Raw genomic sequence first — 20,431 nt, 5'->3', positions numbered from 1 at the left:
CCGGCGCAATTGAACCTGCGTCTCCACCATCACGACCCCTGTTTCGACGGGACGAGGATGGCGAGAACCCTCTGCCGACGTGATCGTCGCCAGAGGTCGTTTCGCTATGGAGCACGGTTCGACCGCCCCATGAGGTGTTTATGTTCGAGGCTCTGAACGAGCGGCTGTCAGGCGTTTTCGACCGGATCACCGGTCGCGGCGCCCTGTCCGAAAAGGACGTGGCGGAGGCGATGCGCGAAGTGCGCGTGGCCCTGCTGGAGGCCGACGTCGCCCTGCCCGTGGTCAAGGACTTCATCGCCTTCGCCACCGAAAAGGCCACGGGCGAAGAGGTCATCCGCTCGGTCCGGCCCGCCGATCAGGTCATCAAGATCGTCTATGACGGCCTGGTCGAGATGCTGGGGGGCGAGGAGCCGACCCCGCTGAACCTGAACGCCGCCCCGCCCGCCGTGCTGCTGATGGCCGGCCTGCAGGGCTCCGGCAAGACCACGACCTCGGCCAAGCTGGCGCTGCGGCTGACCAAGTTCGACCGCAAGAAGGTCATGATGGCCTCGCTGGACACGCGGCGTCCGGCGGCGATGGAACAGCTGGCCCAGCTGGGGGCCCAGATCGAGGTCGCCGTCCTGCCGATCGTGGCCGGCGAGAGCGCCGTCCAGATCACCCGCCGGGCCCTGACCTCGGCGAAGCTGCAGGGTTTCGACGTCCTGATCCTCGACACCGCCGGCCGGATCACGCTGGACGAGGCCCTGATGAACGAGGTGGCCGAGGTCGCCTCGATCGCCAATCCGGTCGAGACCCTGCTGATCGCCGACAGCCTGACCGGCCAGGACGCGGTGCGCACGGCCAAGGCCTTCCACGAGCGCCTGCCCCTGACCGGCCTGATCCTGACCCGCGCCGACGGCGACGGGCGCGGCGGAGCCATGCTGTCGATGCGGGCTGTCACCGGCCTGCCGATCAAATACATGGGGGCCGGCGAGAAGGTCGACGCGCTCGAGGTGTTCGACGCCCGCCGCGTCGCCGGCCGGATCCTGGGCCAGGGGGACATCGTCGCCCTGGTCGAGAAGGCCGCCGGCGAGCTGGACCAGTCCAAGGCCGAGGCCATGGCCAAGAAGCTGGCCAAGGGACAGTTCGACCTGAACGACCTGGCGGCCCAGCTGCAGCAGATGAAGAAGATGGGCGGGCTTCAGGGCATCATGGGCATGCTGCCCGGCGTGGCCAAGATGAAGGCCCAGATGGCCGACCAGAACATCGACGACCGGATGATCCTGCGTCAGGAAGCCATCATCAGTTCGATGACCAAGGCCGAGCGCAAGAAGCCCGACCTGCTGAACGCCAGCCGCAAGAAGCGCGTCGCGGCCGGGGCCGGCGTCGAGGTCCAGGACATCAACCGCCTGCTGAAACAGCACCGCCAGATGGCCGACATGGTCAAGTCCCTGGCCAAGGGCGGCCGCGGCAACCTGCAGAAGATGGCGGCCATGATGGGCGGCATGCCGGGCATGCCCGGCGGCGGCGGCATGGGCGGGCCGGGCGGCCCCGATATCTCGCGCCTGAAAGCCCTCGGCGGCGGGCGCATGCCCGAACCGTCCGAAGACGAAATCAAGGCCCTTCAGGACCGGCTCTCCGGCCTGGGCGGCGGATCACTGCCGGGAGGCCTTCCCGGCCTTCCCAAGAAACCCAACTGACTTCCTAGAAAGAGACTGAAAATGCTGAAGATTCGTCTGGCCCGCGGGGGCGCCAAGAAGCGTCCCTACTACTACATCGTCGTCGCCGACAGCCACTCGCCCCGTGACGGCAAATTCCTGGAGCGCGTCGGCACCTACAACCCGATGCTGCCCAAGGACGGCGAAAAGCCCCGCGTGACCCTGAAGCAGGAGCGCATCTCGGAATGGCTCGCCAAGGGCGCCCAGCCGACCGACCGCGTCGCCCGCTTCCTGAGCCAGGACGAAGCCCTGGCCGGCAAGGTCAAGTGGACCCAGTCGAACAACCCGACCAAGGGCGCCCCGGGCAAGAAGGCCCAGGAACGCTCGGCCGAGCGCGCCCAGCGCGAAGCCGACCGCGCCGAGGCCGAGGCCGCCGCCAAGATCGAAGCCGCCGAAGCCGCTGAACGCGCCAAGGAAGAGGCCGCCGCCGCCGCCGAAGCCGCCAAGAACGCGCCGCCGGTCGAGGAGGCCCCTGCCGAGGACGCCGCTGCCGAAGAGGCTCCGGCCGAGGCCGCCGCTGAAGAGGCTCCGGCCACCGAAGAAGAGAAGACCGAGGCCTGATTGGCCGCCCGGTGAACTGACCACGGCAAGGGCGGCGTCCATCGGGCGCCGCCCTTCTGCTATCGGAGCCTGCGATGACTGAATCCAAACTGATCCTCGTCGGCCATGTCGCCGGGGGCTTCGGCGTCAAGGGCGAGGTCAAGATCACCGCCTATACGGCCGATCCCCTGGCCCTGACCGCCTATGGGCCGCTGCTGCGCGCCGACGGCTCCCACGCCCTGACCGTGCTGTCGGCCCGCCCGACCAAGGACGGCATCGTCGGCCGGGTGAAGGAAGTGGCCACCAAGGAAGAGGCCGACGCCCTGCGCAACCTCAAGCTCCACGTGCCGCGCGACCGCTTCCCGCAGCCGGACGAGGACGAATTCTATCTGGCCGACCTGATCGGGGTCGAGGCGCGCGACCCCGAGGGCACGGTCCTGGGCACCGTCAAGGCGGTCCAGAATTTCGGCGCCGACGACATGCTGGAGATCGCCCCCGCCGCCGGCGGACCGACCTGGTTCCTGCCCTTCACCAGGGCGGCCACGCCGGAGCTTCACCTGGCCGACGGCTGGCTGCTGGCCATCCGCCCCGAAGAGGTCGGCGAGCGCGAGCCGGACTGACCCCTATTGCGCCGTCGCGGGCGCCTTCCGACATGGGGTCATCCGCAACCGTCACGGTGTCCCATGGCCGACCTTTCCACCTTCCCGATCACGCGCCAGTATCCGGCCGCCCATCCCGACCGACTGCAGCTTTATTCGTTTCCGACGCCCAACGGGGTGAAGGCCGCGATCATGCTGGAGGAGATCGGCCTGCCCTATGAGGTCCACCTGGTGGATATCATGCAGAACCAGACCTGGACCCCCGACTATCTGGCGCTGAACCCCAACGGCAAGATCCCCGCCATCCTGGATCCCGACGGCCCGGGCGGCCGGCCCCTGGCCCTGTGGGAGTCCGGGGCCATCCTGATCTATCTGGCGGAAAAGACCGGCCAGCTGCTGCCGACCGACCCGATCGCTCGCTACGAGACGATCCAGTGGGTGTTCTGGCAGATGGCGGCGGTCGGGCCGATGGTCGGACAACTGGGCTTCTTCCACAAGTTCGCCGGCAAGGATTACGACGACAAGCGTCCCCGCGACCGCTTCGCGGCCGAGACCAAACGGCTGCTGGGCGTCCTGGAAGGCCGGCTGGCGGACCGCGACTTCGTCATGGGCGATGAATTCACCATCGCCGACATCGCCCTGATCGGCTGGGTCCGCGCCGTCCCCGACTTCTACGGCGCCGGCGCTCTGGTGGACTGGGGCGCGTTGCAGGCGGTCCCGGCCTGGGTCGAGCGCTGCCAGGCGCGGCCGGCGGTGGCGCGGGGGCTGAATATCCCTGCGCGACCCTGACGCGGGATCGGCTCGGGGTTTCGCGGGTTTGGTGCAGGCAAAGCTTGAGGAGCCCCGCGTGAAACTGATCCTGAAAGAACTCTCGAAGAAGATGCGCAACATCGACTTCACCATGCTGACCACCCGCACGGCGGGCGGGGCCCTGACGTCGCGGCCGATGAGCAACAACGGCGAGGTCGACTACGACGGCGACAGCTGGTTCTTCACCACCGAGGACGCCGGGATGGTCGGCGACATCATGGCGGATCCCATCGTCGGCCTGACCCTGACCGGCGAGCGTGGCCTGCTGGGCAAGCCCGGCATCTTCATCGCCATCGAGGCGCGGGCCGAGCTGATCCGCGACAAGGCCGCCTTCACCGCCCACTGGACCAAGGGTCTGGAGCGCTGGTTCCCGCAAGGCGTGGACACCCCCGGCCTGGTCCTGATCCAGGCCAAGGCCTCGCGCATCGCCTATTGGGACGGCGAGGACGAGGGCGAACTGGCGCTGTAGGCCCGCTGAACGTCCGAAATCTCAAGGCCGCCCCTGCGAAGGGGCGGCCTTTTGCTTGGCGTCCGAGGGCTCAGGCCTCTTCGTCGCCCGCCAGACCCATCATGTGGAAGCCGGCGTCGACGTGGATGACCTCGCCGGTGGTCGACAGGCCCAGGTCCGAGCACAGCCACAGGGCGGCTCCGGCGACCCCCTCCATCGAGGTGTCCTCCTTCATCGCCGACATCGCCCGGCCCTGGGCGATCATGCCCCGGCCGCCCGAGATGCCGGCCAGCGACAGGGTGCGCATGGCCCCGGCCGAGATGGCGTTGACGCGGATACCCTTGGGACCCAGGTCGCGGGCGATGTAGCGGGTCGCCGCCTCCAGCGCCGCCTTGGCCACGCCCATGGTGTTGTAGTTGGGGATGGCCCGCTCCGAGCCCAGATAGGTCATGGTGATCATCGACCCGCCGTTGGGCATGATCTTGGACGCGCGTTTGGCGACGTCGACGAAGCTGAAGCACGAGATGTTCATGGCCAGCAGGAAGCTGTCGCGGCTGGTGTTGTCGATGAAGGAGCCCTTCAGCTCGTCCTTGTTGGCGAAGGCGACCGAGTGGACCACGAAATCGATCGTGCCGAACTCGGCCTCGAGCGCGGCGAAGGCGGCGTCCATCGAGGCGTCGTCGGTGACGTCGGCCTGGATCAGCAGTTTCGCGCCGACGCTCTCGGCCAGCGGCCGCACCCGGCGCTCCAGCCCCTCGCCCATATAGGTGAAGGCCAGCTCGGCCCCCTGGGCGGCCAGCTGGGAGGCGATGCCCCAGGCGATGGAATTGGCGTTCGCCACCCCCATGATCAGGCCCTTCTTGCCCTTCATGAGTTCGCCCGCGGGCATGTTCCAGGTCGATTCGGTGGCCATCAGGCGTCTCCTCTTGATCCCGACTTGCGGCCGAGCGGTTCGTGAGCGGAGGGTTAGCAGCGGCGGCGCGGGCGTGCAAAGCGCCGCATGGCGTGGTCGTGATCCCGCCCGACTCGCGGCTGTCGCATATCCACGTTAGGTTGACGGGCGGAGGGCTCTCCTATGAAGATCGAACGCATTCGCGAGACCGTCGACGCCACCGAGCGCCGCGTCACGGCGGAGGTGCAGCCTCCGACCGGACCCGGAGCCCCAACCGCGATCGAGCTGCTGAAGGCGCGGGCCGACGCCACGGCGCCCGGGCAGTTCGAAACCGAGGCGCGCCGGCAGGCCCGCACACTCCAGCTCCAAGAAGGCGGACGCAAGATTTCGCGCTCCGAACTGGAGCGGACGCTCGGTCGCGACGATCTGGTCGATGTCAACTATCTGGCGCGGGGCCTGCAGGCCGCGAGGGCGGTGGCGCGGCTGGCGATCCGAGATGCGACCGGGCGCAGCCTGGGGGACGGCACCGGCTTTCTGATCGCGCCGGGCCTGCTTCTCACCAACCATCACGTCTTTCCCACCGCCGCCGACGCCGCGGCGTCTCTGGCCCTGTTCGACTGCGAACTGGACCTGATGGGGTTCGAGCGGCCGACGACGACCTTCGCGCTGGAGCCGGCCCGGTTCTTCGTCGCCGACGCCGGTCTGGATTTCGCCCTGGTCGCCGTCGGGGCGGACCCGCTGAACGGCCCGGGTCGGCTCGACGACTACGGCTGGCTGCGGCTGAGCCCCGATCTGGGCAAGATCAACGAGGGGGAGCCGATCACGGTCATTCAGCACCCCAACGGTCGGGCCAAACAGATCGCCCTGCGCGAGAACCGCCTGCTGTCGATCAGCGCCGACCACCTGACCTACGAGTCCGATACCGCGCCGGGCTCGTCCGGCGCCCCGGTCTTCAACGACTCCTGGCAGGTCGTGGCCCTGCATCACTCCGGCGTGCCGCGGAAGGACGCGCAAGGCCGCTGGCTGCTGAAAAACGGCACGCCCGTCGGCGACGACGACGACGACGCCGATGTCGACTGGATCGCCAACGAGGGCGTCCGTGCCAGCCGGGTGGCGAGCACGGTGCTGGGCCTGGCGCCCGATGGGCCGCTGGGATCCGGGCTGGAGGCGGCCTGCCTCGGCCAGATCCGGCCGGCGAGCGGGACCGCAGCCGGGACACGTCGCCCGACGGAACAGCATGTCGCCCCCGGCCCGGTCGCATCCCCGGCCCCGGCCCCCACCGCGGTCGCATCGACGACGTTCGGAGAGGTGACCATCCCCCTGACCGTGACCGTGCGGCTGGGCATGGCGGCAGCCCCCGGTGCCCCGGCCCTGGCCGAAGCGCCGGAGCGCAATGTCGAGCCCTGGCACGATCCCGACTACGTGGGCCGCAAGGGGTACCGCCCGGACTTCCTGGGGATCGCGGTTTCGCTGCCGGATCTGACGGACGCCGCGGACGCGACGCCCCGCACCGACGGCCAGGGGGTTCTGGTGCCGTATGAGCATTTCACCCTGGCTATGCACCGGCTTCGCCGCCTGCCGATCTTCACCGCCGCCAATGTGGATTTTTCCCCCGCCGCCAAGGAGCCGGAGCCGGGCTTCGTCTATACGCGGCGCGCCCTGGGCGGGCTGGGAGAGAAGGACCGGGAGAAGTGGTTCCTCGATCCCCGGCTGCCGGCGTCATCTCAGCTGCCCGAGCGGTTCTTCAACAATGACCGGCAGGCCTTCGACAAGGGTCACCTGGTCCGCCGCGAGGAGGTCTGCTGGGGCGTGGACCACGCCCAGGTCCGGCGCGCCAATGGCGACACCTATCACGTGACCAACTGCACGCCTCAGGTGGCCGGCTTCAACCAGTCGAAATTCGACGGCCTGTGGGGCGAGCTGGAAAACGAGATCGAGGATCAGGGCGCGACCGAGCGATACTGTCTGTTCGCCGGCCCGCTTCTGGTCGACGACGATCCCGTCTTCCTGGGCGTCGACGATGCCGGTCCCGTGTCCGTCCGCATTCCCCGCGCCTACTGGAAGGTGATCGTGGCGCGCGACGGAGACGATCTGGCCGCCTTCGGCTTCCTGCTCGAGCAGGACCTGACCAAGGTCGCCTTCGAATTCGATCCGGAAGCCCGCTGGCGGCGGCACATGCTGCCGCTGAAGACCCTCCAGGCCCGGATCGGCCTGGTCCGTTTCCCCAAGGCGGTGCTGAAGGCCGACCGTTTCGCGGCCGTCTAGACCTTCGAGAAGATCACCGTCCCATTGGTGCCGCCGAAGCCGAACGAGTTGGACATGACCGTCGTCAGTTCGACGTCCCTGCGCTCGCGCAGGATCGGCATGCCCTCGAACTCGGGATCCAGGGTTTCGATATGGGCGCTTTCGGCCGCGAAGCCGTGGTGCAGCATCAGCAGGGAATAGATCGCCTCCTGCGCGCCCGCCGCCCCCAGGCTGTGGCCGGTCAGGGACTTGGTTGAGGAGATCAGCGGCATGTCGGCACCGAAGACGTTGCGGACCGCCCCCATCTCCTTGGAGTCCCCGACCGGCGTCGAGGTGCCGTGGGGGTTCAGATAGTCGATCCTTCGGTTGCCGGCCTCCGCCAGGGCGATCTTCATGCAGCGCTCAGCCCCTTCACCGGACGGGGCGACCATGTCGTGGCCGTCCGAGTTGGCGCCGTAGCCGACGATCTCTCCGTAGATCTTCGCGCCGCGCGCCACGGCCCGCTCGTATTCTTCCAGCACCACGATGCCGGCCCCGCCGGCGATGACGAAACCGTCGCGGGCGACGTCATAGGCGCGGCTGGCCACGGACGGCGTGGCGTTGAAGTTCGAGGACATGGCCCCCATCGCGTCGAACATGTTGGACATGGACCAGTCGATGTCTTCGACCCCGCCGGCGAAGACCACGTCCTGCTTGCCCCACTGGATCTGCTCGGCCCCCGCCCCGATGCAGTGCGCGCTGGTCGCGCAGGCCGAGGAGATGGAATAGTTGATGCCCTTGAGCTGGAACCAGGTCGCCAGAACCGCCGAAGGGCCGGAGGCCATGGCCTTGGGCACGGCGAACGGCCCGATCCGCTTGGGTGAGGTCCGCTCGACCGTGGTGGCCGCGGCCTGCAGGATGACCTGGGTCGACGGGCCGCCCTCGCCGACGATCAGGCCGATGCGCTCGTCCTTGATCTCGTCCGCCGTCATGCCGGAGTCCTTTAAGGCCTCCTCGAAGGCGATGTGACCCCAGGCGGTGCCGTTGGCCAGGAAGCGCGCCGCGCGGCGGTCCACCAGAGGGGCCCAGTCCTCGGCCGTCACGCCCAGCGACGGCGGGGCCCAGACCTGGGAGCGGAAGCCGTATTTGATATGGTCGGGGGCGGCGACGACGCCCGACCGCGCGCTGCGCAGCGAGGCGGTGACCTCTTCGGCACCCGTGCCGATGGAGGAGACGATACCCAGACCGGTGACGACGACACGCCGCATGGTGTTTCCTTCTTTGTGCTGGTCGTTCCCGCGTTGATCGCGGTTGTTGCAGAGGATCAGGCCTCGGCCGGCTTTTCGCCCGCGCCGAACAGACCGACCCGCATGTCCGTGGCCGTATAGATGGGGACGCCGTCGGCTTCCATCACCCCGTCGGCGATGCCCATGACCAGGCGCCGGTTGATGACGCGCTTCAGGGTGATCTTGTAGGTGACCTTCTTGACGTCCGGCTGGACCTGGCCGGTGAACTTGACCTCGCCGACGCCCAGCGCCCGGCCCCGCCCGGGGCCGCCGATCCAGCCCAGGTAGAAGCCGACCAGCTGCCACATGGCGTCCAGGCCGAGGCAGCCGGGCATGACCGGATCGCCGATGAAATGGCACTGGAAGAACCAGAGGTCCAGATGGATATCCAGCTCGGCCTCGACATAGCCCTTGCCGTGTTCGCCGCCGTCGCCGTTGATCTGGGTGATCCGGTCGAACATCAGCATCGGCGGGGCCGGCAGCTGGGCGTTGCCCGGCCCGAACAGCTCGCCCCGGCCCGAGGCCAGCAGGGCCGCATGGTCGAAGGACGACGGATATTTGGACGTGCTCAAGGGGGCCGCTCCGGTAGTGTGGCGGTCGGGTTACACGACGACGACGGGGGGCTCAACCACGCAGCGCCGGAAGGCGGGCCTAGTCGGCCTCGCCCGCCGGTCTCGCCGCGTCGCACTGGGCGGTCGTCTGGGTGCCGAATACCGCGCCTTGCGCGATCCAGCCCTTCAGCTTACGCGCGCGAACCCGGCACCAGCCGTCTTCGCAGTCCTCGAGGGCGATCAGCGACCGGGGGCTGAAGCGGGCCCGGATCGGAGACTGGTCATCGCGGCCGGCGCGCACGGGGATTTCCGCGTCCGTGCCGTTGAAGGCCCCCCGTCGGCCCGACGCGACGCTGCGATGGATCCAGGCGACGCCCTGCTCGGGGTCGCAGATCTTGCGCCATTCGCGGGTCTCGGCGATCACCTGCACCGGCAGACCGGCGGCGCGGTACTCCCACAGGATGCGATAATCCAGGCCGGGCCCCTGGCGGGCGCGGACTTCGGACGACTTCAGCGAGACCCAGCGCGGCACCTCCAGCCCCGTGGGCGTGGGCCGTCCATCCGGCATCGTCGCCGTCGCCCCCGCCAGGACAGCCCCGACCATGACGGCCGCCAGCACCGGAATCCGGGCCTGGAGTCTTTGGAAGCGGCTGCGAGACTTGCTAGACACCCGTATCGACCCGTCGCAGGCGGGCGACACCGATCGGTGTCGCCCGGGAAAACCCAAGGTCCCTATGTCCAACCCCCGGCTTAAGGTCGTCTTAACCAGAAGATTGCCGGACGCGGTCGAGACCCGCATGCGCGAGCTGTTCGACGCCGAGCTGAACCTCAAGGACATACCGTTCGACCGGGCGGCTCTGGAGGCGGCGGTGCAGCGCGCCGACGTCCTGGTCCCCACCATCACCGACGAGATCGACGCCGCCCTGATCGCCGGGGCCGGCGATCAGCTGAAGATGATCGCCAATTTCGGGGCGGGGGTGGATCATATCGACATCGACGCCGCCGTGGCCCGCCAGATCCTGGTCACCAACACCCCGGGCGTCCTGACCGAGGACACGGCCGACCTGGCCATGAGCCTGATCCTGGCCGTCAGTCGGCGCATCGTCGAGGGGGCCCAGGTGGTGGCCGACGGCCGGTTCGAGGGCTGGACCCCGACCTGGATGTGCGGCCGCAAACTGTGGGGCAAGCGGCTGGGCATCGTCGGCATGGGGCGGATCGGCCAGGCCCTGGCCCGTCGCGCCCGGGCCTTCGGCTTGCAGGTCCACTATCACAATCGCAAACCCGTCAGCCCCCGCATCGAGGAGGAACTGGGCGCGACCTACTGGGACGATCTGGACCAGATGCTGTCGCGGATGGATCTCGTTTCGCTGAACTGTCCGGCGACGAAAGACACGCACCACCTGCTGTCGGCCGAGCGACTGGCGCGGCTGCAGCCCCATGCGATCCTGATCAACACCGCCCGCGGCGAGCTGATCGACGAGGCGGCCCTGTCCGACGCCGTGGCACGGCGCGGGCTCGCCGGAGTTGGGCTGGATGTCTATGAGCACGAGCCGGCCATCCATCCCGGCCTGCGGGGCCATGCCCACGTCGTGCTGCTGCCGCACCTGGGCTCGGCCACGCTGGAGGCGCGCCAGGACATGGGCGACCGGGTCATCGCCAACATCATGACCTTCCAGAACGGCCACCGCCCGCCCGATCGCGTCATTCCGGCGATGCTTTAGAGCCCATATTCGCTCATCATTGGGGCAAGTCCGGCGGTGTCGGGGTCATTTCGGGGCAGACGAAACAAACCGTAATCTGACGTGCTTGATAGGTCTGCGGGCAGTTCGCCCGCGTCAATCAGGACAGACTGATGATCCGCAATACGCTTTTGATGGCCGCTGCTGCCACGGCTTTGATGGCCGCCCCCGCCCTGGCCCAGGACGCCACCGGCCAGACACCACCCAGCTCGACAACGTCCAGCCCGACCGCGTCCAGCCCCGCCGCTCCGGCCCGAACGCCGTCCGCCGCAACGCCGGCGCCGTCCGGCACGATCCAGCTGCAGCCGGGCGCGTCGGTCAAGGGCTCCGACGGCGCCACGCTCGGGACACTGGAAGGCGTCCGCAACAATGACGCGGGCGAGCAAGAACTGACCGTGCGCGGCACCGATGGCCAGCTGCGCGGCGTGCCGCTCGCGGGCCTGACCCAGCAGGGTGCCGATGTGGTCGTCGGCTGGAGCGCCGGCGAATATTCGGCCGCGCCCGCCATCGCCGACAGCGCTGCGGACAGCCCCTCGCCCGCCCCGGCCCCCGCTTCGTCTCCGGCCGATCCGACGAGCGCGGCCGAGCCGACGTCGTCCGACGCGGGCGGTGAAGCCGAGCCGGCGACGCCTCCGGCCTAAGGTTCTACGCCTCGCGCACGAAAAAAGGGGCGGCCCGTGGGCCGCCCCTTCTCTTTCGACCCGAGGATCGTATTAGGCGCGGCGCTTGACCAGGCCCAACAGGAACAGCAGCAGAACGGCACCACCGAAGGCGACCAGCAGGGTCACGATGTTGAAGCCGCCGACCGGAACGCCCAGCAGGTTCTGAGCGATGAAGCCGCCCAGCAGAGCGCCGAGAATACCGACGATCAGGTTGGTGACGAGGCCGTGATTGCGACCCATGACTTTTTCGGCCAGCCAGCCGGCGACGATGCCGATGACGATCCAGCCAATGATTCCGAGACCCATGATTTCTTCCTTCCAAAACTAACGTGGCCAGATAATGCGCTGCGGCACAGCTGGTTGCGTCGCACGCGAGATTGGTCGCTCGCCCGTCACGCGAGCGCGGCATGGTGATTGCGACTTCCCGGACGAGCCGTGCCGCTTTGGCACAGCCCGCAAGATCAAGGGGACTGGGCAATGGCCACCGATATCGATCTCCACCTGGGCCGCCGGCTGCGCCGTCGCCGTCGCCTGCTGGGCCTGACCCAGCAGCAGCTGGCCATCCAAGTCGGCATCCGCTTCCAGCAGATCCAGAAATACGAATGCGGTGCCAACCGCATCTCGGCCGCCCGACTGTGGCAGCTGTCGGAGGCGCTGGAGACCCCGATCAGCTATTTCTACGACGGGCTGGCCGAAGCCATGGAACGCAAGGAGACCGCCAGCGCCAACGGCGGCGAGATGTTCTCGCGCAAGGAAACCCTCGACCTGATCCAGGCCTATTACCAGCTGGGCGAGCGTCCGCGCCGTCGCCTTCTGGACCTGGCCAAGTCGCTGCACAGCGACGGGGACGTGGTCGCGTCCTGAGTTTGAGGGCTTAGGGCTTAGGGCTTAGGGCTTAGGGCTTAGGGCTTAGGGCTTAGGAACAGGCCATCGGGTCGATACAGGGCCCTCTCTTGACTAAGACCTACTCCCTAAGCCCTAAGCCCTCCCTATGACCGAATTCGAATCCTTCGCCGTCGAACTGGCCGCCGAGGCGGCCCGGGTGACCCTGCCGTTCTTCCGGGGCGACTATGCCGAGGAGAACAAGGCCGGGCCCGGGGCCTTCGACCCGGTCACCCAGGCCGACAAGGAGGCCGAGGCCGCTATCCGTGCCCTGATCGCGGCCCGCTATCCCGAACACGGGGTCATCGGCGAGGAATATGGCGAGGACCGCCCGGAGGCGGAGCACGTCTGGATCCTCGACCCCATCGACGGCACCCGCGCCTTCATCGCCGGCCTGCCGCTGTGGACGACCCTGATCGCGCTCAGGACCGAGGGACGGCCCGCGGTGGGCGTTATCTCCCAGCCCTATCTGGAGGAGACCTTCCTCGGCGGGCCGTCGGGCGGCGTGCTGCTGCGCCGGGGCCAGACCCGCGCCCTGAGAGTGCGCGCCTGCGAACGGCTGACCGAGGCGGTGATCGCCACGACCGCCCCCGAGATCTTCACCGCCCCCGAACTGGGGGCCTGGACCCAGGTCATGGCGGCGGCGCGCTTGGCCCGCTACGGCTGCGACGCCTATGCCTATGCCATGCTGGCGCTGGGCCGGCTCGACATGGTGGCGGAGACCGGGCTGAAGGTCTGGGACTGGTCGGCCCTGATCCCGGTGGTGGAGGCGGCCGGCGGCCAGGTCACCAACTGGACCGGCGGTCCGGTCAGCGGCGACGGCCGGATCATCGCCGTGGGCGACCCCCGGGTGCGCGACCAGGCCCTGGTCGCCTTCCGGCGCGGGGCCCAGTAGCGTCAGACGGCCGGATCGGGGGTGTCGGACGCCACGGCCCCGCCGGGCGGTGACAGATAGTCCGCCAGGGCGTCGAACTCGTGCAGGAAGACGGCCCGCAGATCGTCCGTTTCCATGATGATCTCGTGCTTTGCGCCCGGCACCTCGACATAGCGGCCCCGGCCCAGCCGCTTCGCGGCCCAGCGGTTGGTCTGTTTCCAGACCTTCTCATCCTCGCCCGACTGCACGATCGTGCAGGGAATGGTCACGGCCTTCAGCGCCTTGGGCTTGAGCGATCGTTCGCCGGCGTCGATTCCGAAGGCCAGCCAGCCCCAGGTCGGCCCCCCGACCGCCAGATGGGGGCAGGCGTACAGCTGCTGACGCCACATCTCGTAACGCCCTTCATCGGAGGTCAGAGCGTCGTTCTCGAACGTATGGTCGAACGGGTCGTCGGCATCGTCCAGCACGAAGTCGCCGGCCTTGCCGTGGCGCACGTTCCAGCGGACCGCCAGCTTGACCGACCACATCGACCGCTTGCCGGTCTTGATCCGCAGCATTGGGCTGGACAGGATCGCGCCCGCCAGCCGGGTCTCCCCCGCTTCGAGGGTCAGCAGGTTCAGCACCCCACCCATCGAATGGCCGACCGAAAGCCAGGGCTTGGGCGCCCGACCTTCGAAGGCATCCAGCAGACGCGAATAGTCGTCCAGAAACTCTTCCACCGCCCGCGCGTGACCCTTCAGCCGGTCGGGCAGAAGACGGGCCGACAGGCCCTGCCCGCGCCAGTCATGGGCCAGAACGCACCAGCCCCGGGCCAGGAAATTGCCGATGACCTCGAAATATTTCTCGATCGGCTCGGTGCGGCCGGGGCTGACGATGACCGTGCCGCGCGGCTGGGCGGCGACCAGGGTCGACGGCGTCCAGAAGGCGGCGCGCAGGCGAAGCCCGCCGGCGCCACGGAACCATTCCCCGGTCCCCCCGGGCGGCGAGGCGGCGCCGGGCACCCCCATCAGCGGGGCATTGGCGGCGAAGGCTGCGGCGCGGTTCACTCGGGCTTCCTGAACTTCAAGGTCATGCGATCGCTCTCGCCGATCTCGCGGTAGGGGGCGCTGTCGAACGCGGGATCCGGCGGGGTGCCGGGGGCCGAGGTCACCAGACGGGGCGGCAGGGTCTCGACGCCGAACGGATGATCCTTGGTGTCGTCCTCGTTCGCGTTGATCTCCGACGCGGCCACGAAGATGAAGCCGGCCTCGGCCGCCAGCTGTTTGACGAAGGTTTCCTGGACATAGCCGTTGGCGGCGGCGGGATCCTGGTCCTGATCCGGACCCAGGCGGTGCTGCTCGATGCCCAGGACGCCGCCGGGACGCAGGGCGGCATGGGCGTCGGCGAAGGCCTTTTCGGCGATGCCGGCCGCCATCCAGGCGTGGATGTTGCGCATGAACAGGACCATGTCGGCCTCGCCGGCCGGACAGACCGGCCCAGTGGTCGCGCCGAACTGGCTGAACATGACCTCGCCATACAGCCGCTCGTCGGCGCTGAAGCGGCGTTCGAAATTGGCGCTGAGCGCGACCTGCGCCGGGTCCGCGCCGGGACCCGTGGCGAAGCCGGCCGCATAGTACTGGCCCTCGCCCTTATGCAGATAGGGGGCGAGAATTTCGGTGTACCAGCCGCTGCCGGGCCAGAACTCGACCAGCGTCATGGCGGGCTGGAGCCCGAAGAACCGCAGGGTTTCAAGCGGATGACGCCAGACGTCGCGCGCGCGATCGGCCGCCCGCCAGGGGCCGGCGACGGCCCACTCCAGGGAGCCTTCGGGCGGACCGGCTGGCAGCTCCGGGGCCGCCGCCGCCTCCGGCTCGCGACCACATCCGGCCAGGGCAAGAATCGTGGCCGCGCCCGACAGCATCGCGCGACGCGATACGCCTTTCCGCTCTGGCCACGTCCAATGCCGCATCAATGACCCATGTCCCGTCGCCCCCCGAAGGTGGAAAGGCCCCCGGACGCCGCTGGATTAGAGGGCTTCGCCGGGCGCGTCAAAGGCTTGCGCCGCCGCTTTCCCGCCGCGTCCGATCAGGCCGGCTTGCGGAACCGCAGGGTCATGCGGTCGCTCTCCCCGACCGCGTCGAGTGCGGCCCGCTCGGCCTCGGTCAGCGGGGTCGGACGGTCGGTGGTCACGCCGTCGCGGGGGGCGCTGACCCGGTTCGGCGGAAGGCTCCAGACGCCGTACGGATGGTCGCGGTCATCCCGAGGATTGGCGTTCAGCTCGCTGCGCGCCTCCAGCACGAAACCGGCGGCCTGGGCGGCCTTGATGACGTAGCTCTCCGAGACATAGCCCGTGGGGGCGGTGACCTCTGCATTCAGCCCCTCTTCGGCACGGTGCTGTTCGACGGCCAGGATTCCGCCGGGCTTCAGCGTCTTGAAGAAGGCTTCCAGATAGGGGGCCGTCCGCCCGGCCCGCTGCCAGTTGTGGAAGGCTCGGGCGACGACGATCAGATCGGCCGAGCCTTCGGCCACGCCCATGCCTTCCAGCGGACGGCCCACAGCGGTGTAGGTGCCCCCGGTGGCGGCCGCGTAGGGGCGCAGGATGGCGCTCCACCAGCCGGCCCGTCCCGGCTCGATCTCGACGATGTTCAGCCCCGGCATCAGGCCCCAGAAGGTCAGGGTCTCATAGGGGTGGCGGTAGACGTCGCGCGCCACGTCCGCCGCCGGTCGGGCGTCCGAGCCGATCGCGGCCTGGAGCTGTTCGTCTTCCTGCAGCACGGGCGGAGTCATCGCGTCGCGCCGGGCCACCCGCTGGGCCGGGGTCTCAGCCAGGCTCGGCAAGGTCTGGGCGACGGCGGAGCCCGCCGTCACGGCAAGCATGGCGAGGGTCAGGGCAAAGCGGCGCATGGGCGTCTCCGGATGACAGGGTCGCGGCACCATACGGGGGCGACGGGGACGGGCAAGTGACGAATTCGCCAACCGCGGCCCCTTGACGACGCATGCGGCCCTCCCAAATTCCATCCCGAGAGTGCCGGTTCCGGGCTCTTGCAGACCGCTCGGCGCCCGACAGGGGCCAGGCGGGCTGATCCCACCGCCTGTCCGGGCGCGCTCTCCTCGCGGGGGGCGCAGGGCAGGTTCCGTCTTGCTGATGATCAGGAGATCGACATGCGTACCATCGACTTTACCCCCCTCTATCGCTCCGCCGTGGGCTTCGACCGTCTGGCGGGCCTGCTGGAAACGGCCGCGCGCACCAGCCAGGAGACCGGCTGGCCGCCCTACAACATCGAGACGACCGGCGAGAACGCCTATCGGATCGAGATCGCCGTCGCCGGCTTCCGCCCCGACGAGCTGAACATCGAGGTCAAGGAAAACCTGCTGACCGTCACCGGCCGCAAGACCGCCAACGACGATGCGGGAACCGAGCGGACCTATCTGCATCGCGGCCTGGCCGAGCGCGATTTCGAGCGCCGGTTCCAGCTGGCCGACTATGTGGTGGTCAAGGACGCCGGCCTGGACAACGGCCTGCTGTCCATCAGCCTGCAGCGCGAGCTGCCGGAAGCACTGAAGCCCCGTCGGATCGAGATCGCCACCGGCGTGTCTTCCGGCCTGATCGAAGGCAAGGCGGCCTAGGACGCACAGCCCGGACTGGAAGGGGGCGGCCCGTGGGCCGTCCCCTTTTTTCGTGCGCCGGTCAGGTCAGGTCGACCTGCTGGACATAGCCTTTGACGCCCAGCATCACGGCGTCGGTCAGGTCCGCGTGCCGGGTCTGGGTGCCGTGCAGGCTGGCCCGCGTCAGATCGGCCCCGACCAGGGTCGCGCGGCGCAGATCCGCCCCGGTCAGGTCGGCGGAGCGCAGGATCGCTCCGGTCAGGTCGGCTGGCAGCAGGCGGTCCTTGCCGATCATCAGCGGACCCAGCTGCGCCTCCCTCAGATCGGCCCCGTTCAGGCGCGCCCCTGCCAGTCGCACCCCCCGCAGGTCCGCCCGTCTCAGATTGGTCGACCTCAGGTCGGCCCCTTCCAGGCGCGCGCCCTGAAGCTGCACCCCCTCCATGTTCAGCCCGTAGAAGACCGCCCCCTGGGCGGACAGGGCGGTCAGGTTCAGACCGGTGATCGATCCCAGGCCCCGAAGATCGACCCGGTCGAAGACCGACGGCTGACCCTCGACCCCGCCGCTTTCGCACCAGATGGCGTGCTCGTGCAGCATCTCGGCCGCCGGCAGCTGCACCACCGGTTCACCGGCCGACCGGCTGTCGGTCAGGGCCCCCTCCAGATTGGCTCCGTCGGTCCGCCACAGGGACGAGACCACCCCCACCAGCACCGCGTCGCGCAGGTCGGCTCCCGTCAGGTCGGCCCCGGACATGTCGGCCCCCGCCAGGTCGGCGCCGCGGAAATTGGCCTGTTTCAGATTGGCCCGGACCAGTTTGCAGTCCTTCATGATGGCGTCGGAAAAGTCCGCGCACTGGGCCGAGATGCCCGACAGGCGCGAGCGCTGCAGATTGGCCCCGACCAGGCTGGCCCCTTGCGCCTGTGTGACGTTGCGGCTCTGGGCCTCCACCATGCGAAAGCCGACCGCCCGGTCGGCGGCGGCGATGGCCCCTTCGCGCAGGTCCGCCTCGAACAGATCGGCCCCCGACAGGTCGGCCCCGCGCAGACAGGCCCCGCGCAGGTCGGCGCGTCGCATCGAGGCGTCGACCAGGATCGCATCCTGCATGTCCGCCCCGAAGAAGGCGGCGTTGTCCAGGCGAGCCCCGGTCATGTCCGCCCCGATCAGACAGGCCGCGGAGAAGTCGGCGTCGGCGAGTTGGCGACCCTTCAGATCCAGGCCCGACAGGTCCATCCAGGCGAAAACCGCGCGCGCGCCGCCGGGTCGCGCCTGCCACAACCGGTCATGCCGGGCGCAGATGGCGTCGAGCTCGCTCTGGCTGATGCGGCGTCGGACGAGGGTTTCGGCGGCTCCGGGCATAGTCCCATGATGGGACACCCGGCTTAAGACGAAGTTTCGAGAATCGTGGCCTCGGCCCCTCGACGCCGCAGGCGCAGAGGGGCCGTTCCCGAGCCTACCAGATGCGGACCCGGTCGGCCGGGGCCAGATAGTAGGCGGTCCCGGGCTGGACGTCGAAGGCGCTGTACCAGGCATCCTGGTTGCGCACCGGACCGATGACGCGGAACTCCGCCGGGCTGTGCGGATCGGTGGACACCTGCTGTTTCAGGGCCTCGTCGCGCATCTTCGACTGCCAGACCTGGGCCCAGCCGAGGAAGAACCGCTGGTCGCCGGTGAAGCCGTCCAGCACCGGAGCCTCGGCTCCGTTCAGCGACAGGTGATAGGCCTTCAGACCGACCGCCGTTCCGGCCGCGTCGCCGATGTTCTCGCCCATCGTCAGACCGCCCTGGACCTTGTAGCCGGGCAGGGGCTCGAACTGGTCGTACTGGGCGCCCAGGCGCACCGTCAGGGCATCGAAATTGGCCCGGTCCTCGGCCGTCCACCAGCTGCGCAGCACCCCGTCGCCGTCGGATTTGGAGCCCTGGTCGTCAAAGCCGTGGCCGATCTCGTGGCCGATCACCCCGCCGATGCCGCCGTAGTTGACGGCCGGGTCCGCGTCGGGATCGAAGAAGGGCGGCTGCAGGATGGCGGCGGGGAAGACGATCTCGTTGTTGGTCGAGTTGTAATAGGCGTTCACCGTCTGGGGCGTCATGCCCCACTCGGCCTTGTCCACCGGCCCGTTCAGCCGGGCCAGCTGATAGTTCCATTCGAACAGACCCGCGCGCTCGCCGTTGCCGAACAGGTCGTCGGCGCGGATCTCGAGGCCGGAATAGTCCCGCCATTGTTCGGGATAGCCGATCTTGACGGTGAACTTGGCCAGCTTGTCGTGGGCCTGGGCCTTCGTCTCGGCGCTCATCCAGGTGAGGGTATCAATGCGCTGACCCAGGGCCAGGCGCAGGTTCGCCACCAGCGCTTCCATCTTGGCCTTGGACTCGGCGGGGAAATAGTCGGCGACATACTGACGGCCGACCGCCTCGCCCAGGGCACCCTCGGCGAAGCTGATGGCGCGCTTGTCCCGGGCGCGCTGCTCGGGCTGGCCCGACAGGTCGCGCGACCGGAATTCCCACTGCGCGTCCGAGAACCGTTGCGACAGGCGTGGCGCCGCTTCGTCGACGGTGTGGAAGGCCTCCCACGCCTGCAGCGTCGCGACCGGGGTCTCGGCATAGATCGCCGCGATCTTGGGCAGGGCGGTGTCCTGGCGCACGATCAGGCGCGGCACCCCGCCCAGCTGCGCGGCATCGTAGTAGCCGACCCAGTCGAAGCCGGGGGCCTCGGCGACCAGGCGCTCAATGGTGTATTCGTTGTAGGTCCGGTCGCGGTTGCGGTTCTCGATCGGGGTCCAGTGGGCCTCGGCGATCCGGGTCTCCGTGGCGACGATGGCGGCGGCGGTCTCGGTCGGGTTTTCCCAGCCGATCATCTCCAGCATCCGCGCGACGTAGACCTGGTACTTCTCCTTCTTGTCGGCGTAGAGCGGCGACAAGTAGTAGTCGCGATTGGGCATGCCGATGCCCGCCTGGCCGGTCGAGACGACGTAGCGGTCCGGGGCCTTCTGGTCGGTCGTGATGCCCGTGCCGAAGATCGAAGCGCCCAGGCGGCCCTGGGTCCCGCCCATATAGGCAGCCAGTTTCTCATGCGTGTCGGCGGCGCGGATGGCGGCGAGATAGGGCCGCAGCGGCTGATCATCCAGCGGCTCGATTCGCGCGGTGTCCAGATAGGCGCGATAGGCGTCGGCGATCTTCTGTTCGTCGGACCCGGCGGCCAGATCGGCGCGGCCGGCCAGGCCCTCGATCATCACCTTCAGCCGGTTGTCGGACAGTTCGCGCAGCAGGGCGAAGGAGCCGTAGCTGGTGCGGTCCGACGGAATCGTCAGACGATCCAGCGCCGCGCCGTTGGCATAGCGCATGAAGTCGTCGCCCGGCGCGACCGACGGATCCATGCCGGCCGTGTCGAAACCCCAGGTTCCATAGCGCGGGGCGTCAATGCCCTGGTAACCGGTCGCGCCCTCGACCGCCGGTACGGTCTGGAACAGAGTCATCACGGTGCAGCCCTCGTCGATACAGTCGTGGTCCTGCGCCAGGCCGGCGGAAGCGGGCAGCAGCAGGGCGCCGACAGCGGCACCAATCAGAAGTCTTTTCATAGGTTTCCTGGAGTTTCCGTCAGAGCGCTGCACATTTGGCGCGCCTGTCTAGTACCTACGCCCGACGCGGCCCC

The 20,431-nt window shown here is 68.9% G+C and carries 21 protein-coding genes; 11 read left to right on the top strand and 10 right to left on the bottom strand.

Annotated elements, in window-relative coordinates; all coding sequences use genetic code 11:
- Positions 1-140: 140 nt before the first annotated feature.
- From ffh to BZG35_RS02920, 5 genes are all read left to right on the top strand, one after another.
- A complete protein-coding gene (gene ffh / locus BZG35_RS02940) occupies positions 141-1,679 on the top strand; it encodes a signal recognition particle protein (RefSeq protein WP_077354286.1) in 1,539 nt (512 codons plus the stop codon).
- Between the two features lie 21 nt (positions 1,680-1,700).
- Entirely contained in the window at positions 1,701-2,258 is a 558-nt protein-coding gene (rpsP, locus tag BZG35_RS02935; protein WP_077354285.1) for a 30S ribosomal protein S16, read from the top strand.
- A 74-nt stretch (positions 2,259-2,332) separates the two neighbouring features.
- Positions 2,333-2,857 (top strand): ribosome maturation factor RimM, encoded by a 525-nt coding sequence (gene rimM / locus BZG35_RS02930; protein WP_077354284.1) that lies wholly within the window; start codon positions 2,333-2,335, stop codon positions 2,855-2,857.
- Positions 2,858-2,920: 63 nt separating this feature from the next.
- Positions 2,921-3,625: a glutathione S-transferase N-terminal domain-containing protein gene (locus BZG35_RS02925; RefSeq protein ID WP_077354283.1), complete on the top strand. Its 705-nt coding sequence runs from the start codon at positions 2,921-2,923 to the stop codon at positions 3,623-3,625.
- A gap of 58 nt (positions 3,626-3,683) precedes the next feature.
- The gene (locus BZG35_RS02920; protein ID WP_077354282.1) at positions 3,684-4,115 is read left to right on the top strand and encodes a pyridoxamine 5'-phosphate oxidase family protein; all 432 of its coding nucleotides are present in this window, start codon (positions 3,684-3,686) and stop codon (positions 4,113-4,115) included.
- 70 nt (positions 4,116-4,185) lie between these two features.
- Here BZG35_RS02920 and BZG35_RS02915 read toward each other — a convergent pair whose 3' ends face one another.
- A complete protein-coding gene (locus tag BZG35_RS02915; RefSeq protein ID WP_171982015.1) occupies positions 4,186-4,983 on the bottom strand; it encodes an enoyl-ACP reductase in 798 nt (265 codons plus the stop codon).
- Positions 4,984-5,169: 186 nt separating this feature from the next.
- Between BZG35_RS02915 and BZG35_RS02910 the strand changes: the two genes are divergently transcribed.
- Positions 5,170-7,251 (top strand): DNA/RNA non-specific endonuclease, encoded by a 2,082-nt coding sequence (locus BZG35_RS02910; RefSeq protein WP_077354280.1) that lies wholly within the window; start codon positions 5,170-5,172, stop codon positions 7,249-7,251.
- Here BZG35_RS02910 and fabB read toward each other — a convergent pair.
- The 3 genes from fabB to BZG35_RS02895 all read right to left on the bottom strand — a co-directional run bounded on the left by fabB (position 7,248) and on the right by BZG35_RS02895 (position 9,716).
- On the bottom strand, positions 7,248-8,477 hold the full coding sequence (gene fabB / locus BZG35_RS02905; protein WP_077354279.1) for a beta-ketoacyl-ACP synthase I: 1,230 nt from the start codon (positions 8,475-8,477) through the stop codon (positions 7,248-7,250). The two genes, BZG35_RS02910 and fabB, sit on opposite strands and share 4 nt — an antisense overlap.
- A 56-nt stretch (positions 8,478-8,533) precedes the next feature.
- On the bottom strand, positions 8,534-9,067 hold the full coding sequence (gene fabA / locus BZG35_RS02900; RefSeq protein WP_077354278.1) for a 3-hydroxyacyl-[acyl-carrier-protein] dehydratase FabA: 534 nt from the start codon (positions 9,065-9,067) through the stop codon (positions 8,534-8,536).
- Positions 9,068-9,146: 79 nt separating this feature from the next.
- Positions 9,147-9,716, bottom strand: coding sequence for an SH3 domain-containing protein (locus BZG35_RS02895; RefSeq protein WP_253189249.1), 570 nt, complete (start codon positions 9,714-9,716; stop codon positions 9,147-9,149).
- 64 nt (positions 9,717-9,780) lie between these two features.
- Here BZG35_RS02895 and BZG35_RS02890 point away from each other — a divergent pair, with 64 nt between their 5' ends.
- Entirely contained in the window at positions 9,781-10,767 is a 987-nt protein-coding gene (locus tag BZG35_RS02890; RefSeq protein ID WP_077354277.1) for a D-glycerate dehydrogenase, read from the top strand.
- A gap of 131 nt (positions 10,768-10,898) precedes the next feature.
- Positions 10,899-11,426, top strand: coding sequence for a hypothetical protein (locus tag BZG35_RS02885; protein WP_077354276.1), 528 nt, complete (start codon positions 10,899-10,901; stop codon positions 11,424-11,426).
- A gap of 72 nt (positions 11,427-11,498) precedes the next feature.
- On the opposite strand, the gene BZG35_RS02880 is transcribed toward BZG35_RS02885, so the two are convergent.
- Entirely contained in the window at positions 11,499-11,753 is a 255-nt protein-coding gene (locus BZG35_RS02880) for a GlsB/YeaQ/YmgE family stress response membrane protein (RefSeq protein WP_077354275.1), read from the bottom strand.
- 171 nt (positions 11,754-11,924) lie between these two features.
- Here BZG35_RS02880 and BZG35_RS02875 point away from each other — a divergent pair, with 171 nt between their 5' ends.
- Positions 11,925-12,311, top strand: a complete 387-nt coding sequence (locus BZG35_RS02875; RefSeq protein ID WP_077354274.1) for a helix-turn-helix domain-containing protein — start codon at positions 11,925-11,927, stop codon at positions 12,309-12,311.
- 127 nt (positions 12,312-12,438) lie between these two features.
- Positions 12,439-13,224 (top strand): histidinol-phosphatase, encoded by a 786-nt coding sequence (gene hisN, locus BZG35_RS02870; RefSeq protein WP_077354273.1) that lies wholly within the window; start codon positions 12,439-12,441, stop codon positions 13,222-13,224.
- A gap of 2 nt (positions 13,225-13,226) precedes the next feature.
- Here hisN and BZG35_RS02865 read toward each other — a convergent pair whose 3' ends face one another.
- From BZG35_RS02865 to BZG35_RS02855, 3 genes are all read right to left on the bottom strand, one after another.
- Positions 13,227-14,249 (bottom strand): alpha/beta fold hydrolase, encoded by a 1,023-nt coding sequence (locus tag BZG35_RS02865; protein ID WP_077354272.1) that lies wholly within the window; start codon positions 14,247-14,249, stop codon positions 13,227-13,229.
- A complete protein-coding gene (locus BZG35_RS02860) occupies positions 14,246-15,151 on the bottom strand; it encodes a class I SAM-dependent methyltransferase (protein ID WP_077354271.1) in 906 nt (301 codons plus the stop codon). The genes BZG35_RS02865 and BZG35_RS02860 overlap by 4 nt, the downstream gene beginning before the upstream one ends.
- 116 nt (positions 15,152-15,267) lie before the next feature.
- Positions 15,268-16,086 carry a class I SAM-dependent methyltransferase gene (locus tag BZG35_RS02855; RefSeq protein WP_077354270.1) on the bottom strand — a complete coding sequence of 273 codons (819 nt, stop codon included), beginning with the start codon at positions 16,084-16,086 and terminating at the stop codon, positions 15,268-15,270.
- Between the two features lie 258 nt (positions 16,087-16,344).
- Here BZG35_RS02855 and BZG35_RS02850 point away from each other — a divergent pair, with 258 nt between their 5' ends.
- A complete protein-coding gene (locus tag BZG35_RS02850) occupies positions 16,345-16,809 on the top strand; it encodes an Hsp20 family protein (RefSeq protein WP_077354269.1) in 465 nt (154 codons plus the stop codon).
- Positions 16,810-16,870: 61 nt separating this feature from the next.
- Here the strand turns inward: BZG35_RS02850 and BZG35_RS02845 are convergent, their stop codons facing one another.
- Positions 16,871-18,142: a pentapeptide repeat-containing protein gene (locus tag BZG35_RS02845; protein ID WP_077354268.1), complete on the bottom strand. Its 1,272-nt coding sequence runs from the start codon at positions 18,140-18,142 to the stop codon at positions 16,871-16,873.
- Positions 18,143-18,236: 94 nt separating this feature from the next.
- Entirely contained in the window at positions 18,237-20,357 is a 2,121-nt protein-coding gene (locus tag BZG35_RS02840; protein WP_077354267.1) for a M13 family metallopeptidase, read from the bottom strand.
- Between the last annotated feature and the right edge of the window lie 74 nt (positions 20,358-20,431).

The sequence above is a fragment of the Brevundimonas sp. LM2 genome (assembly GCF_002002865.1).
GTDB lineage: Bacteria > Pseudomonadota > Alphaproteobacteria > Caulobacterales > Caulobacteraceae > Brevundimonas.
This window is presented reverse-complemented; position numbering and strand designations above follow the sequence as displayed.